Origin of the sequence: Tsukamurella conjunctivitidis (genome assembly GCF_007858475.1) — a bacterium.
GTDB classification, from domain to species: domain Bacteria; phylum Actinomycetota; class Actinomycetes; order Mycobacteriales; family Mycobacteriaceae; genus Tsukamurella; species Tsukamurella conjunctivitidis.
This window is the reverse complement of the sequence record NZ_VIGX01000002.1, coordinates 321,800-336,021: the sequence shown is the minus strand read 5'-3', so window position 1 is coordinate 336,021 and position 14,222 is coordinate 321,800. Positions and strand designations below refer to the sequence as shown.

Sequence of the window (14,222 nt, the reverse complement as noted above, 5' to 3'; positions counted from 1 at the left end):
TGCCCCCACGAAGGGCACCGCGTGCGCGGATCCGGTCACCGAGCAGGAGAACCGGCTTCGAGTGGGTCGGCGGCTACGCGCTGCCGACCCACTCGTCTGTTCCGTCCAGGAACAGCTGGTGCTTCCAGACCGGGAGCGCTTCCTTCACCGCGTCGACGATGCGCGCGCAGGTCGTGAAGGCCGCCGCGCGATGGTCGGCGGAGACCGCCACGACGAGCGCCGCGTCGCCGATCGCCAGCGGGCCCACACGGTGCGAGACCGCGACCGCCCGGACGCCCACAGCGGCGTCCGCCTCGGCCCGCACGACCTCCGCGATGACGCGGCCGGCCGTGGGGTGCGCGGAGTACTCCAGGTGGGTCACTCCGCGGCCGCCGTCGTGATCGCGCACGGCTCCGACGAAGCCCACCACGGCGCCCGCCTCGGGGCGTGCCACCGCGGCCTCGTGCGACGCGAGGTCGATCGGATCCTCGGTGACGCGCGCGAGGACGACGTCAGCCATGGTCGCCGCCGCGGATCTGATCCAGGGCGTGTTCCAGCACCCCGTCCAGCACGGCCAGACCGTCGCGGACCCCGCCCGACGAGCCCGGCAGGTTCACGACCAGCGACGTACCGGCGACGCCCGCGAGGCCGCGGCTGAGCACGGTCGTCGGGATGTCCGGGAGCCCGGCGGCGCGGATGGCGTTCGCCAGGCCGGGGATCTCGAAGGTGAGCGCCCCGCGGGTCTCCTCCGGGGTGCGGTCCGACGGGGTGAGGCCCGTGCCGCCGGTGGTGAGCACGACGGCGTCACCGCGGCGGACGGCGGAGCGGATGGCGGCGCCCACCTCCTCGCCGTCGGGCACCACGACGGGCCCGTAGACCTCGAAGCCCCGCTCGCCGAGCCAGGCGGCGATGGCGGGGCCGGTGGTGTCCTCGCGCTCACCGAGCGAGGCGCGGGTGGAGGCCACGACGACGGTGGCGCAGCGGTCGCGGGACGGGCGGAGCGGTTCAGTCATCTCTCTCCCAATGGCCGGTCTTGCCGCCGTCCTTGGTCAGCACGCGGACGTCCGTCATGACGGCGGCGGGGTCGAGGGCCTTGACCATGTCGTGCAGGGTCAGCCCGGCCACGGTGACGGCGGTGAGCGCCTCCATCTCGACGCCCGTCCTGCCGGTGCAGCGCACCGTGGCGGTGACGGCGATCTCCGCGCCCGCCGGTTCCAGGTCGACGGTGACGCCGGAGATCGGCAGCGGGTGGCACAGCGGGATCAGGTCGGCCGTGCGCTTGACCGCCATGATGCCCGCGATGCGGGCGGTGGCGAGCACATCGCCCTTCGGGACCGTGCCGTCGGCGATGGCCGCGACGACGGTCTCGGTGGTACGGAAGGTCCCGGCCGCGACCGCGGTGCGCGCGGTGACGGCCTTGTCGGACACGTCGACCATGCGGGCCGCACCCGTCGCGTCGACGTGCGAGAGACCGTTCTCCTGCACGTCGCCCCGGGTGGCCGCGTCGTGGTCGCGGGGTGTCGGACTCGGAGTCAGCGGTTGACCCGGGTCGACGGATGCACGTACGGGATGTGCTCCTGCGGGAACTCCAGCTCGCCGAACGGCGACAGCGCACCGACCACCGGGGCCGCGAGCTCGTTCACCGCGTGGTCGGCGTGGCCGTCCGCGCCCTGCGGCCAGCCGTTGTCGACGTAGCCGGGCTTCTTCGCATTCGAGGTCTCAGACACGCCGCTATTCTGACATGCCCCGGTGTCTACGCTGTATCGGTGAGCAGTAATACGTCGTCGACGGGGCCCGCGGCGTGGCTGCGCAGCCGCAGCGACGCCGAGATCGCGGCTCTGCTCGACGCCCGGCGCGATGTCGCGACCCCCGTCCCCGCCGGCTTCGGCGTCCTTGTCAGCCGTCTCAACAGCCCGTCGTCGCTGGGCCGCGTCGCCGAGCGCCTCACCCTGCCCGACCTGGCCGTCCTCGAGTTGCTCCTCGCCGAGCCACTGGAGCCCGACGCCCTCGCCCGGCGCCTCCGCGGTCGCGCGTTGAAGAAGCAGGTACTCGCGTCCGCCGAGAAGCTCCGCTCCCTCGCGCTCGTCTGGGGCGACGACGTCCTGCACGCCCCCGCCGCGGCCCGCGAGGCCCTGCCGTGGCGCGCGAATCAGCTGACCGCCCCGCCCGATCTCGACGCGATCGACGCCGCGCTCGCCGCCGCCGGTCCCGACGAACACGCCCTGCTGGACCGCCTCGCGGAGGGCTCGCCGCTGGGCCGCACGGCCGCCGCGGGTCCCGGCACCTCCCCGGATCATCCGGTGCAGCGCATGCTCGCCTCCGGCCTGCTCGCACGCGTCGACCACCAGACCGTCGAGCTGCCCTGGGAGGTGCGCGCCCGCCTGCGCGGCGAGCTCCCGCTCGGCGGTTCTCTCAAGCCACCCGTGCTCGACGGTCCGCCCGTGCCCGGCGCCGACGGGGCCGGTGCGGTCGCGGCGCTGGAGCTGCTGCGCCACGCCGACGACGTGCTCGACGTGCTCGGCGCCGTCCCGGCGCAGCGGGTCAAGGCGGGCGGTATCGGCGTCCGCGAGCTGCGCCGCGTCGCCAAGGCGGCAGCGCTGACCGAGGAGCGCGCCGCGCTGCTGCTCGAGCTGCTCGCCGCGGCGGGCCTGCTCGCGGAGGGCGAGCTCGAGGGCGAGGAGGACTCCGTCTTCGCGCCGACGGTGGCCGTCGACGAGTGGCAGCGGTCCGCGCCCGCCGACCGCTGGGCGCTGCTGGCGCGCACCTGGCTGGAGCTGCGGCGCCGGCCCGCGCTGATCGGCACCCGGGGTGAGGAGGGCATCGTCGGCCCGCTGCATCGCGCGGCGCGCAGCACCGTCGCCCCGCAGGACCGGGCGGCCGTCCTGGAGGCCCTCGCCCTCGCGCCTCCGGGTGCGGCCCCGGCGTTGCCGGAACTGCACGCGGCGGCCCGGTTCGCGCATCCGTCCTGGTACCGGCGGCTCACGCTGGACGCGATCACCGACGTCGTGGAACAGGCGCAGGTCGTCGGCCTCGTCGCGGGTGGCGCACTGACCTCGGCGGGACGCGCCGCCCTCACCACCGATCCCGCGCAGGCGATGGCCGCCGCGCTGCCGAAGCCCGTCGAGGAATTCCTCCTCCAGGCCGACCTCACGCTGACCATCCCCGGCCCCACGACGCACGACTTCGCGGCGGCGGTCGGCCTGGTGGCCGACCTCGAGTCCGCGGGCGGCGCCGCCGTCTACCGCGTGACCGATGCCTCGGTGCGCCGCGCGCTGGACGCCGGCCGCACGTCCGCGGAGGTGCACGCCTTCTTCGTCGCACATTCGGTGACGCCGGTGCCGCAGGGCCTGACCTACCTGGTCGACGACGTCGCGCGCCGGCACGGGGCGCTGCGCGCCGGCGTCGCCGGATCCTTCCTCCGCTCCGACGATCCGGCCCTCGTCGCCGCGGTCCTCGCCTCCCCCGCCGCCGAGTCGCTCGCGCTGCGGGTCGTCGCCCCGACGGTGCTCATCGCCCAGGTTCCGCTGTCCGACCTGGTGGCGGGGCTGAACGCCGCGGGCTTCACCGCCGCCGCCGAGGACTCGCGAGGCGTCGTCGTCGACCTGCGCCCGGCCGCGATCCGGCTGCCGTCGCCGCGTTCCCGTCCTCCGGCGGCGCAGCCGACGCTCGAGCAGCTCGCCGACGCGGCCGTGCAGATCCGCCGGCAGGACGCCCCGTCGGACGAGGGACCGCGCGCGTCCGGCCCGGAGCTGATGGCGCTGCTGCAGTCCGCCGCCGGCGAGGGCCGCCCCGTCCGGTTGGGCTACGTGGACGCGAACGGGGTCTTCACGCGGCACGTCGTGGTGCCCGAGTCGGTGCGGCACGGGCAGCTCGCCGCCCTCGACGGTGACGCCACCCGTCGGTTCGCCCTGCACCGCGTGACCACCGCGGAGCCGGTGGAATAGTTCAGACCAGCTCGCCGCGCTTGCGGGTGAGGTAGGCGCGCTCGGCGGAGTTGTCCGTCGCGGCGAGGGCGGCGTCGTACTCGGTCTTCGCCTCGTCGGTGCGGCCGAGGCGCCGGAGCAGGTGCGCCCGGACGGCGTGCCAGGGGTGGTAGCCGTCCAGCGGCAGCGGGTCGATCAGCGCCAGTGCCACCGCGGGCCCGTCGAGCTCGGCGACGGCGATCGCCCGGTTGAGTCGCACGATCGGGGACTCGTCGATCATCAGTAGCTGGTCGTAGAGCGCCACCACCTGCGCGTAGTCGACGGTCTCGGCGCTCGGCGCGTCGGTGTGCACGGCGCCGATCGCGGCCAGGATCTGGTACCGGCCGGGCCGGTTCACCGCGAGGCACTCCCGGACCAGACGGTGCCCCTCGGCGATCGCCGCGCGATCCCAGCCGGCGCGGTCCTGCTCGTCGAGCGGCACCAGCTGGCCGCCCCGCACCCGCGCCGCGCTACGGGCGTCGGTGAGCAGCATCAGGGCGAGCAGGCCGGTGATCTCGGGATCGTCGGGCAGTAGCGCGCGGACGAGGCGCGTCAGCCGGATCGCCTCCCCCGTCAGCTCCGAGCGGATCGGCGCACCGTCGCCGCTGGCCAGGTAGCCCTCGTTGAAGACGAGGAAGAGCACCGTCAGCACCGCGTCGACGCGGTCGGGCAGGTCCGCGGCATCGGGCACCCGGTACGGGATGCGCGCGGCGGCGATCTTCTTCTTGGCGCGGGTGATGCGCTGCCCCATCGTGGTCTCGGCGACGAGGAAGGCGCGGGCGATCTCGGGCACCGTCAGCCCACCCAGCAGGCGCAGCGTGAGCGCGACCCGCGCCTCGGGCGCGAGCGCCGGGTGGCAGCAGGTGAAGATCAGCCGCAGCCGGTCGTCCTCGACGGCGCCGGTGGGCTCGGGATCGGAGTCGTCGTGGATCATCTCGGCCGCCCTGTGCTTGGCGTCGCGCTGGTTCTCGCGCCGGATCCGGTCGATCGCGCGATGAGCCGCAGTGGTGGTGAGCCAGGCGCCGGGGTTCGGCGGGATGCCGGATGCGGGCCACTTCTCGGCGGCGGCGAGGATCGCCTCGCCCGCCGCGTCCTCGGCGATCGTGATGTCGCCGAAGCGGCGGACGAGCGAGGCGACGACCCGGCCGTACTCCTCGCGGAAGACCCGGTCGAGCGCGGCTCGGGGGTCGGTCACGCCAGCCCGTCGAAGGCGCGGACCTCGACGGCGCCGCCGCACGCCTTCGAGCCGTCGGCCGCGAGCTTCAGCGCCACGTCCAGGTCGGGGGCGTCGATCACCCAGAAGCCGCCGATCAGCTCCTTGGACTCCAGGTACGGGCCGTCGGTGATGATCGGCTTGTCGCCGCGCCCGTCGACGACGGTGGCGGTGGTCCCCTCGGCGAGCCCGCCGGCGAAGACCCAGTAGCCCTCGGCCTTGAGCCGGTCGTTGAAGACGCCGGTGGCCTCGAACGCCGCCTCCATCGCTTCCTTGGTGCCGTAGTCGCCGAACTCGTCGCGCTCGACGGGGCCGTGCACGGAGAGCAGGTAGTGCGTCATGGTCGTTTCCTCTCGATCGAGGGGGCCGGGGTGGCCGCCCTTCACCCTCACTACGAACGTGGCGACACGGATACGACACCACTCCGGGAGATCTTTCGCAGCGCCCCGCGGAAACTCCTGCGGCGCCGATGTCGAAACCGGCGGCGGCCGTTCGTGGAGTGGGTAGGACCCGCTCGCCCCGAGCGCGTCACCGCCGATGAGGAGCTCGCCATGACCGCCACCGCCACGACCACCGCCCCCGCCCGCACCGACCGCCCGGCCGTGTGGAAGCACGGGCTCGCCGCCGCCGTCGCGGCGTCGGTCGCCACCACGGCCGTCGCCGCGGTCGCCTCCGCCGCGGGGGTCCCCTTCGCGGGTCCCGACGGTGCCGGAATCCCCCTGCTCGGCTTCGCCCAGCTCACGATGACCTTCTCGCTGATCGCAGTGGGGATCGCGGCGGCGATGGCGCGCCGTGCCCGCCGCCCGCGGTCCACCTTCGTCCGCACGTGCGCGGCGCTCCTGGTCCTGTCCTTCGTGCCCGACCTGACCTTCGGGTTCGACGGCGCCTCCGCCGCCGTCCTGATCCTCACGCACGTCGTCGCGGCGGCGATCGTCGTGCCCGTCCTTGCCCGTCGCCTGACCGGTAATTAATTGACTGATCGATCAGTTATAGATACGCTCGGGGCATGGCCCGCACCGTCGACCCCGACCTCACCGCCCGCCGCCGCGCCGCGATCCTCGCCGCGGCGGCCGCGGAGTTCTCCTCCGCCGGTTTCGAGCGCGCCCGCGCCGCGGACATCGCCGCCCGCGCCGGCGTGAGCTCCGGCACCGTCTTCTACTACTTCACCGACAAGGCCGGCCTCTTCCGCGCCCTGTTCGACGCCGACGTCGAGCGCAACACCGAGCTACGCCGGCGGGCGCTCGCCGAGCCCGATCCCCGCGCGGCCGTCGCGCTCGTGGTGGACGCGCTCGCCGAGTCCGCGGTCGACCCGGTCGCGCCCGGCATCGCCGCCGAGCTCATCCGCCGGGTGCCCGCCGACCCGGCGCTCGCCGAAATCGTCGCCACCGCCGACGGGCTGGTCCGTTCCGCGCTCGCCGAGATCATCGACCGAGGCCAGTCCGACGGCGACTTCGACCCCGCCCTCGACCCCGCCCACGCCGCGGCCTTCCTCGTCTCCCTCACCGACGGCGCGCACCTCGCGGACGGCGACGTCCGGCCCGACGTGCGCCGCGCCGCCCTCGCCTACCTGCGTCCGGAGGAGAAGTGACCATCGGACTGCGTCGCGGCCTGCAGCTCGCGACGGTCACCACCACCACCGCACTCGGGGCCGTCCTCGGCCTCCTCGTGCGCGGCCTCGTCGCGTGGCTCGAGCGCACCCTCGACAGCTCGCCCGGCCCCTTGCGCATCGCCGCGCAGCTGCCGGTCGGCGTCGCCGCCGGGGTGCTCACCGTGGCCGGCCTGATCGGCGGCATCATCCTGGTCGCGGCGTGGCAGCACGAGGTCGCGGCCCTGACGGTCGCCGACGATCACGTGGAGCTCGCCGCGGGCGGGCACCGCCGGTGGATGGCGCGCGACGAGATCGGCGAGGCCTTCCTCGGTCGGGGCGGCGAGCTGACGTTCCTGGACCGACGGGGCCGCCTCCTCGCCGCCGCCGGCACCGACGGGGTGTCCACGGCAGCGATCGCACGGGCCCTCACCGATGCCGCCTACCCGTGGCGCGGCGACGCGGACCCGTACGAGGCCGACTACGTGCAGTTCGTCCAGGGCCGCGGCGACGCGCCGCCCGAGGCCGCGGAGCTGCTGCGTGAGCGGGCCGTGGCCCGCGCGGAGAAGCGCGCACCCACCGCCCGCGACCTGCGCCTGCGCCTCAGCGCGAGGCGGGCGTCGTGGTCCGCGACCGCGGTGACGAGCAGGAGTTCCGCCCGGCGCGGCACAATGGATAGATGACCGACGAACCCTGCCCGGGACTTCGTCCGTCATGAACGCACCGTAGCAGCGGTGCGTCATACTGAATACATGGATGCAGGAGCCGCAGTTGTCATCGTCTTCGCGTTCGCGGTGACGTTCGTTCCGATCATCCTCATGGTCGTCGTACGCCGCCGGCAGAAGCGCGGCGAGTGGTCGGGCGGCTTCACCCCCGGCTTCCGCAAGTGGACGCTCGGCGAAGAAGACGAGTGGCGAACCACGCGGTCATCCATTCACCACGTCGGCAGCAGCGACCACGAACCTCCGCCCACAGGCAAGCACTGATCTCCGGCGCGAGGGAACGAATCGCGGTGTGGATACCGCCTCTATTGCGGCGTGATGATCGCGTACACGTGATGGTCGCGACGCTCACCGCGCACCACCTTGAAGGAACGGAGCGTTCCCTCGCGGACCATTCCGACCTTGTCCAACACCTTCGACGACGCCAGGTTGTCCACATCGCACGTCGCCGCGATCCTGACCAGCCCGAGGCGATCACGTCCGATCCCGATCAAAAGCCTCGCCACCTCGGTCGCATAGCCATTCCCCCACGCAGCGGGAGACAGTGAGTAGCCCAGCTCTCCTACTTGGTTCTGCGCGTCCGTCACCCACACTGCTGCGCTACCGATCACCGCGCCCCGCACGATCACAGCGAGCTGGTAGTCATTCGCCGAGGGAGTCAGCCGCTCGGTGAGGAAGCGGTGAGTGTCAGCGGAGCTGTTCGGCCCCCACGTCATGAACTCGCACACGCGCGGGTCGGAAGCGAAAGCGTGGACAGCGGCAAAATCGTCGGGCAAGAACCAGCCCAAGCTCACTCGCTCACCACTCGCGACGATGCATCTGTCCCCTGCGACGTGCATACCTGCTTGCCTACCAGATCGTGTCGCCCGCTAACGACACGGCGCGCGAGATGGTCGATGCCCGCCCCGTGATTGCGGCCCCGCGCGGCGACGGGCAGGAGTTCCGCCCGGCGCGGCACAATGGATAGATGACCGACGGACCCCTCATCGTCCAGTCCGACAAGACGCTCCTCCTCGAGGTCGACCACGACCAGGCCGGCGCCGCGCGCGCCGCGATCGCGCCCTTCGCCGAGCTGGAGCGTGCGCCCGAGCACGTGCACACCTACCGCGTGACCCCGCTGGCGCTGTGGAACGCGCGGGCCGCGGGCCACGACGCGGAGCAGGTGGTCGACGCTCTGGTGAACTACTCGCGCTACCCGGTGCCGCAGCCGCTGCTGGTGGACGTCGTCGACACGATGAGCCGCTACGGCCGGCTGCAGCTGGTCAAGCACCCCGCGCACGGCCTCACGCTGGTGAGCCTCGACCGGGCGGTGCTGGAGGAGGTGCTCCGGCACAAGAAGATCGCCCCGATGGTGGGCGCCCGCATCGATGACGACACCGTGGTGGTGCACCCGTCGGAGCGGGGCCACCTCAAGCAGCTGCTGCTCAAGGTGGGCTGGCCCGCGGAGGACCTCGCCGGCTACGTCGACGGCGAGTCCCACCCGATCACGCTGGACACGGAATCGAACCCGTGGGAGCTGCGCGACTACCAGAAGGTCGCGGCCGACTCGTTCTGGCTGGGCGGCTCCGGCGTCGTCGTGCTCCCCTGCGGCGCGGGCAAGACGATGGTGGGCGCGGCGGCGATGGCGCGGGCGCAGGCCACGACGCTCATCCTGGTGACGAACACCGTCGCGGGGCGGCAGTGGAAGCGCGAGCTGCTGGCCCGCACGTCCCTCACCGAGGAGGAGATCGGCGAGTACTCGGGCGAGAAGAAGGAGATCCGCCCGGTCACCATCGCCACCTACCAGGTGCTCACGCGGAAGTCGAAGGGCGAGTACAAGAACCTCGACCTCTTCGACTCGCGCGACTGGGGCCTGATGATCTACGACGAGGTCCACCTGCTGCCCGCGCCCGTCTTCCGGATGACGGCGGACCTGCAGTCCCGCAGGCGATTGGGACTCACCGCCACCCTCGTGCGCGAGGACGGCCGCGAGGGTGACGTCTTCTCGCTGATCGGCCCGAAGCGTTACGACGCACCGTGGAAGGACATCGAGGCGCAGGGCTGGATCGCGCCCGCCGACTGCGTCGAGGTGCGGGTCACGCTCACCGAGAACCAGCGCATGCAGTACGCGACGGCCGAGCCCGACGAGCGGTACCAGATGTGCTCCACCGCGCACACCAAGATCGCCGTCGTGAAGTCGATCCTGGAGCGGCACAAGGGCGCCCCGACGCTCGTGATCGGCGCCTACCTCGATCAACTGGAGGAGTTGGGCCGCGAGCTCGACGCCCCCGTCATCACCGGGTCGGTGAAGAACAAGGAGCGCGAAGCCCTGTTCGACCGGTTCCGCGCGGGCGAGATCTCCACGCTGGTGGTGAGCAAGGTCGCGAACTTCTCCATCGACCTCCCGGAAGCGTCGGTGGCCGTGCAGGTCTCGGGCACCTTCGGCTCGCGACAGGAGGAGGCGCAGCGCCTCGGCCGACTGCTCCGCCCCAAGCACGACGGTGGCACGGCGCACTTCTACTCGGTGGTCTCGCGCGACACCCTCGACGCCGACTACGCCGCCCACCGCCAGCGATTCCTCGCCGAGCAGGGCTACGCCTACCGCATCGTCGACGCCGACGACATCCTCGGCCCCGCGATCGGCGAGGCCGGCTGACACCTCACGCCGCCTGCGGCGGCGCTGTGGATCGGTGCAGATGCCCGGTGGGGGTGCGGGTTTCGACGGTGTGCCGCCCGCTCGGGTCCGGGATGACGGTGCTTCGCCAGCCGGCGGCTTCCTTGGCGTAGTTGCACGCGGCGCACAGGCCTTGGCCGTTGTCGAGGGTTGTCGCGCCGCCTTTCGCGTGAGGGACGACGTGGTCGGTGTGGGCGATCGGTGCGTCGCAGTACGGGGTGCGGCAGTACCGGTCCCGGGCGCGGATCATCTCGGCGAGTCCGTCGGGGAAGCAGCGTTGCCGTGAGTCCATCGCGACCACCGCACCCGACTCCGCGACGTAGAGCCGTGTGACCCAGGCGACGCCAGCGGCGGTGGCCCTCCCGACCAGGTTGCGGGCGATCTCCGCGGACATGGTGCCGCCGCCGTCGAGGTGCCCGGTCCCGGGCTGGCCGCCGAGGAGCACCGTCGCGGGGATCGTCAGGTTCACCGTGACCGGTTGCCCTGAGGTGGCGTCGCGGCCGGTGATCCGCGCGAACGCGGTGTCGGCCATGATCTGCCCGCGCGTGCGGATGTCCTCGCCGATGCCGATGAGGGTGTCGGCGTGCTTGCGCAGGGCCGCGTAGACGCCGACGCCCTGCGCCACCGGCAGCAGCAGCGACACCCGCGCCATCCCCTCCGGCAGCGGCCGGATGGTGACGGTGCGGTCCTTCTCCGCGGCGGCGTTGCGGTCGACTGTCACCTGCTTATCGAGCCGGTAGGCGACCTGCTCCACGCGGGCGGCGATCTGCTTGAGCCCCAACCCCGCCAACACCGCCGGATCCGCACACAGCAGCCCATCCGCTGCGCAGCGCTGCGACGGATCCAGATGCACCAAGCCTGCGACCAGGGTGGGTATCACCTCCGGCGCCAGATCACCGTCATACAGTCGGGCGCGGGCGTGGGGCATGTTGCGTTCCAACTCCACCGCCCGCGCCAGGAACCTCGCGGCCGTATGCGGCGACATGTGCAACGCCAGCCCGACCTCCGCGGCCACGCCCTGCTGCCACCGATCCTGCGCCAACCCGGCCGCGATCCGCTCACACACCCGCTCCCGCAACAGATCAGCAGCGAGCGCGTACTGTTCGAGCGCAAGTCGACACCGCCGCACATGACTCGAACGCAACCGCTCGGCCACCGACCTTCCCTCGGGAGGCGGGTCCTCCTCTACTGCAATGTTTTCGTCCATACCAGGACGCTACGCCGACCCACCGACAAGTTTTCGAGATCGCACAATGTTCTCGAACGATTCCCTGTTTCGCCGAGCCCGCGCCGCTACGAGCGCGGCGCCGGGCTCCGCCCCCGCACCCGCCCGACAGCCACCACCGCGACGGCGAGAACCGCGGGCACCGTCGACCACAGGGCGACGGCGACGTACCCGCCCTGCCTGGGCAGGAGCGCACCGTCGGGGGTGGCGCGGGCGAGGAGGAAGCCGGCGAGCGCGCTGCCGATGGAAAAGCCCACGGCCCGGGCGATCTGGTTGACCGCCATGACGCTGGCGGTCTCGGACTGAGGCGTCCCGTCGAGCACGAGCCGGGGCATCACCGCGGAGGCGCCGCCGACGCCCAGGCCCAGGACCGCCAGCGCGACCAGCACGACGACGAGGCTGTCCCGGCCCGCGACGAACACCCCCGCCGCCACGACGACCATGCCCGCCGACACCCCGAACGTCCCGCGCGGGCCGAGCCGCGCCGTGACGCGCGGCGCTCCCCTGCCCGCGACGAAGCCCAGCACCGAGAACGGGATGAGCGCGGCGCCCGCCGCGACGCCGGGCAGCGCGAAGCCGTACGCCGCTCCCGCGGGCACCTGGACGTACCGCGTGAGATCGCTGAACAGCAGGTACATCCCGATCCCGGCGACGAGCATCGCGAGGTTCGCGGCGAGCACCGTCGGGCGCGCTACGAGCCGCAGGTCCACCAACGGCGAGGCGACGCGCAGTTCGACCGCCACCCACGCGCCGAGCAGCACGACGGTGCCGGCGAGCACGCCGACCACCACGGCCCATCGGCTCCACAGCCCAGGCTCCGCGACCAGCAGCAGGACACCGAGGGTGCCCGCCCCGAGCAGCAGCGCCCCGGGCACGTCGATCCGCGGGCGCGGCCCGGGCTCGTCGACGGGGACCGCCCGCCACGCGATCGCGAGGGCCACGAGCGTGATCCCGAGCCCGGTCCCGTAGGCGGCGCGGAGGCCGAGCGCCTGCTCGACGAGGCCGATCAGCGGGTAGCCCACGCCGATGCCGACGGTCGACGCGACGGACAGCGAAGCGATGGTGCTCGTCGCCCGCTCCGGCGGGAGTGCGCTGCGCGCCACGCTGACCAGCAGCGGCACCAGGGCGATGCCGACACCCTGCAGCGCGCGCCCGAGCAGCAGCGCGCCGAACGGCAGCGGCAACACCGTCAGCACGCCGCCCGCGGCGACCAGGGCCAGCGTGCCGAGGATGGTGCGGCGACGCAGCGGACCGGCGCCGAGGCGGCCGAGCACCGGCCCGGCGATCGCGCCGGCGAACAGGGTGATCGTCAGTGTCCACTGCGCGGCGCCGAGCGAGACGTGCGCGGTCCGCGCCACCGCGGTGATGAGGGGCGCGCCGACGCTCCCGATCACCGCCGCACAGAGGGCGACGGTGACCAGCGCGCCGGACAGCCGGTTCACGGCGTCGCCGGACCGTTCGTCGTGGTGGTGATGTGGTCGAACAGACCGGGACGGACGAGTGTGCGGACCCCGTCGGCCCAGGGCTCATCGACCTCGGCGACGCCGAGTGCGGCACCCGCGTTGAGCAGCATGCCGAAGGCCAGGAAGGTCTTGACGGTGACGGGATCGAGCCCGGTGCCGTCCGCGGCGGTGTCCCACAGGCGCGCGAAGCAGCCGCGGACGACGTCGCGGACCTCGGGGTCGCCGCACGCCGCGAATCCCTGGAGTTGGAGCCGCAGCCCGGTGTCGTCGGCGAGGTTCTCGTAGTACTCGGCGCCCATCCGCGCGAGCGCCTCGATCCCGACGGTGCCGTCGCCCGCCCGCGCCATGGCCTCGATGAGCCCGGCGAAGGCATCGGTCACGAGCTCGAGGAACAGCGCCTTCTTCGTCCCGAACATCCGGAAGACGTAGGCCTGCGTGATCCCCGCCTCCCGGGCGACCTCCTCGATCGACGCGCCGTGCAGTCCGTGCGCGCCGAACTCGCGCGCGGCGATCTCCAACACCTGCGCCCTGCGCTCGGGTCCGCTCATCCGGGTGGCCACCCCGGTAGATTAGTAGTTACTAACTACTAATTACAACTCCTCCGGGCAGCGCCCGTCGACACCGGAGACCGGTTCCGCGTCGCCGGCCACGTCGAGGGGACGGCAGGGGCACCATCCGCCGCGACTCACGGGCGGCCGCGCCCGGCCGGCCACGATGCTGCCGTGCAGCGTGCCATCGGCGCCCCAGTGCAGGATGTCGTGCGTCCACGGCTCGAGCAGGATCTGGTGCCGCTCGTACATCTCGACGTGCGCGCGCCGGAACTCGCCGAACCGCGCTACCAGCTCCGCCAGGTAGTCGTGGAATCGCATGGTCACCCGCCTCTTTCGTCCGTTCGCAGCTTCTTCCACGATCCTGGGCGACGGGGCCCGAGGGGTCCAGCGAGTATTTCTACCGGCACCCGGTGGCATTACTGAACGGTCTACCCTGGGGGTGTCCACCCGAGCGGGAATCCCCAGAACGGAGAAGACACATCATGTTGTTCAGCAAGCCCCTCGCCGCGGCCGCGGGAATCGCCGCGATGCTCGCGCTCAGCGCGGGTTGTTCCGGAGACCAGGCCGAGACCGGCCCCAGCCTCCCTCCCCCGTCCAGCGCGACCAGCACCGCCGGAACGACGGCGCAGCACCAGGATCCGCCGGCGCACACCGTGCAGCCGACGAAGACCGTCACCATCCAGCCGACGCACACCGCGCCGACCACGACGCCCCGCCCGCCCAAGCCCACGGGCCCCGGCAGCGAGTACGACGTGCCGTGCACCGGCGGACCGGACGAGGGCACGATCTGCACCAACCCGAACCACGGCGCGGGCGACGATCCCTACGGCACCGGCGGCGCGGCCCCGACCCCGACGAAGCCCCGCTGA

At 72.9% G+C, this 14,222-nt stretch carries 18 protein-coding genes; 7 read left to right on the top strand and 11 right to left on the bottom strand.

The window, feature by feature from the left end:
- Window positions 1-73: 73 nt before the first annotated feature.
- The 4 genes from FK530_RS05585 to FK530_RS05570 are packed head-to-tail and all read right to left on the bottom strand — an operon-like array spanning window position 74 to window position 1,706.
- On the bottom strand, window positions 74-499 hold the full coding sequence (locus tag FK530_RS05585; protein WP_146485993.1) for a molybdenum cofactor biosynthesis protein MoaE: 426 nt from the start codon (window positions 497-499) through the stop codon (window positions 74-76).
- Window positions 492-992: a MogA/MoaB family molybdenum cofactor biosynthesis protein gene (locus tag FK530_RS05580; protein WP_146485991.1), complete on the bottom strand. Its 501-nt coding sequence runs from the start codon at window positions 990-992 to the stop codon at window positions 492-494. The genes FK530_RS05585 and FK530_RS05580 overlap by 8 nt, the downstream gene beginning before the upstream one ends.
- A complete protein-coding gene (moaC, locus tag FK530_RS05575; protein WP_146485990.1) occupies window positions 985-1,464 on the bottom strand; it encodes a cyclic pyranopterin monophosphate synthase MoaC in 480 nt (159 codons plus the stop codon). The genes FK530_RS05580 and moaC overlap by 8 nt, the downstream gene beginning before the upstream one ends.
- Before the next feature lie 47 nt (window positions 1,465-1,511).
- The gene (locus FK530_RS05570) at window positions 1,512-1,706 is read right to left on the bottom strand and encodes a hypothetical protein (protein WP_166443255.1); all 195 of its coding nucleotides are present in this window, start codon (window positions 1,704-1,706) and stop codon (window positions 1,512-1,514) included.
- A gap of 39 nt (window positions 1,707-1,745) precedes the next feature.
- Between FK530_RS05570 and FK530_RS05565 the strand changes: the two genes are divergently transcribed.
- On the top strand, window positions 1,746-3,923 hold the full coding sequence (locus FK530_RS05565; protein WP_166443254.1) for a helicase-associated domain-containing protein: 2,178 nt from the start codon (window positions 1,746-1,748) through the stop codon (window positions 3,921-3,923).
- A 1-nt stretch (window position 3,924) separates the two neighbouring features.
- Here FK530_RS05565 and FK530_RS05560 read toward each other — a convergent pair whose 3' ends face one another.
- Both FK530_RS05560 and FK530_RS05555 read right to left on the bottom strand, forming a co-directional pair.
- A complete protein-coding gene (locus FK530_RS05560) occupies window positions 3,925-5,136 on the bottom strand; it encodes an RNA polymerase sigma factor (protein WP_146485986.1) in 1,212 nt (403 codons plus the stop codon).
- Window positions 5,133-5,420: a YciI family protein gene (locus FK530_RS05555; protein WP_410468458.1), complete on the bottom strand. Its 288-nt coding sequence runs from the start codon at window positions 5,418-5,420 to the stop codon at window positions 5,133-5,135. Before FK530_RS05555 ends, FK530_RS05560 begins: the two co-directional genes overlap by 4 nt.
- 285 nt (window positions 5,421-5,705) lie before the next feature.
- On the opposite strand from FK530_RS05555, the gene FK530_RS05550 reads away from it, so the two are divergent.
- From FK530_RS05550 to FK530_RS05535, 4 genes are all read left to right on the top strand, one after another.
- On the top strand, window positions 5,706-6,125 hold the full coding sequence (locus FK530_RS05550; protein WP_146485983.1) for a DUF6069 family protein: 420 nt from the start codon (window positions 5,706-5,708) through the stop codon (window positions 6,123-6,125).
- A gap of 35 nt (window positions 6,126-6,160) precedes the next feature.
- Window positions 6,161-6,742, top strand: a complete 582-nt coding sequence (locus tag FK530_RS05545; protein ID WP_146485981.1) for a TetR/AcrR family transcriptional regulator — start codon at window positions 6,161-6,163, stop codon at window positions 6,740-6,742.
- Window positions 6,739-7,422 carry a YqeB family protein gene (locus FK530_RS05540; RefSeq protein ID WP_146485979.1) on the top strand — a complete coding sequence of 228 codons (684 nt, stop codon included), beginning with the start codon at window positions 6,739-6,741 and terminating at the stop codon, window positions 7,420-7,422. The genes FK530_RS05545 and FK530_RS05540 overlap by 4 nt, the downstream gene beginning before the upstream one ends.
- Window positions 7,423-7,491: 69 nt before the next feature.
- The gene (locus FK530_RS05535) at window positions 7,492-7,725 is read left to right on the top strand and encodes a hypothetical protein (protein WP_146485977.1); all 234 of its coding nucleotides are present in this window, start codon (window positions 7,492-7,494) and stop codon (window positions 7,723-7,725) included.
- A gap of 41 nt (window positions 7,726-7,766) precedes the next feature.
- Here FK530_RS05535 and FK530_RS05530 read toward each other — a convergent pair whose 3' ends face one another.
- On the bottom strand, window positions 7,767-8,255 hold the full coding sequence (locus FK530_RS05530; protein ID WP_205124177.1) for a GNAT family N-acetyltransferase: 489 nt from the start codon (window positions 8,253-8,255) through the stop codon (window positions 7,767-7,769).
- Window positions 8,256-8,428: 173 nt separating this feature from the next.
- Between FK530_RS05530 and FK530_RS05525 the strand changes: the two genes are divergently transcribed.
- Complete coding sequence (locus FK530_RS05525) at window positions 8,429-10,096, top strand: DNA repair helicase XPB (RefSeq protein ID WP_146485973.1); 1,668 nt, start codon at window positions 8,429-8,431, stop codon at window positions 10,094-10,096.
- Window positions 10,097-10,100: 4 nt separating this feature from the next.
- Here FK530_RS05525 and FK530_RS05520 read toward each other — a convergent pair whose 3' ends face one another.
- The 4 genes from FK530_RS05520 to FK530_RS05505 form a co-directional block, all read right to left on the bottom strand.
- Complete coding sequence (locus tag FK530_RS05520; protein ID WP_146485972.1) at window positions 10,101-11,321, bottom strand: HNH endonuclease; 1,221 nt, start codon at window positions 11,319-11,321, stop codon at window positions 10,101-10,103.
- An 86-nt stretch (window positions 11,322-11,407) separates the two neighbouring features.
- Window positions 11,408-12,781 (bottom strand): MFS transporter, encoded by a 1,374-nt coding sequence (locus tag FK530_RS05515; RefSeq protein WP_146485970.1) that lies wholly within the window; start codon window positions 12,779-12,781, stop codon window positions 11,408-11,410.
- On the bottom strand, window positions 12,778-13,362 hold the full coding sequence (locus tag FK530_RS05510) for a TetR/AcrR family transcriptional regulator (RefSeq protein ID WP_231706507.1): 585 nt from the start codon (window positions 13,360-13,362) through the stop codon (window positions 12,778-12,780). The genes FK530_RS05515 and FK530_RS05510 overlap by 4 nt, the downstream gene beginning before the upstream one ends.
- 30 nt (window positions 13,363-13,392) lie before the next feature.
- A complete protein-coding gene (locus FK530_RS05505; protein ID WP_146485968.1) occupies window positions 13,393-13,671 on the bottom strand; it encodes a hypothetical protein in 279 nt (92 codons plus the stop codon).
- A 164-nt stretch (window positions 13,672-13,835) separates the two neighbouring features.
- On the opposite strand from FK530_RS05505, the gene FK530_RS26585 reads away from it, so the two are divergent.
- Window positions 13,836-14,222: a hypothetical protein gene (locus tag FK530_RS26585; RefSeq protein WP_223120593.1), complete on the top strand. Its 387-nt coding sequence runs from the start codon at window positions 13,836-13,838 to the stop codon at window positions 14,220-14,222.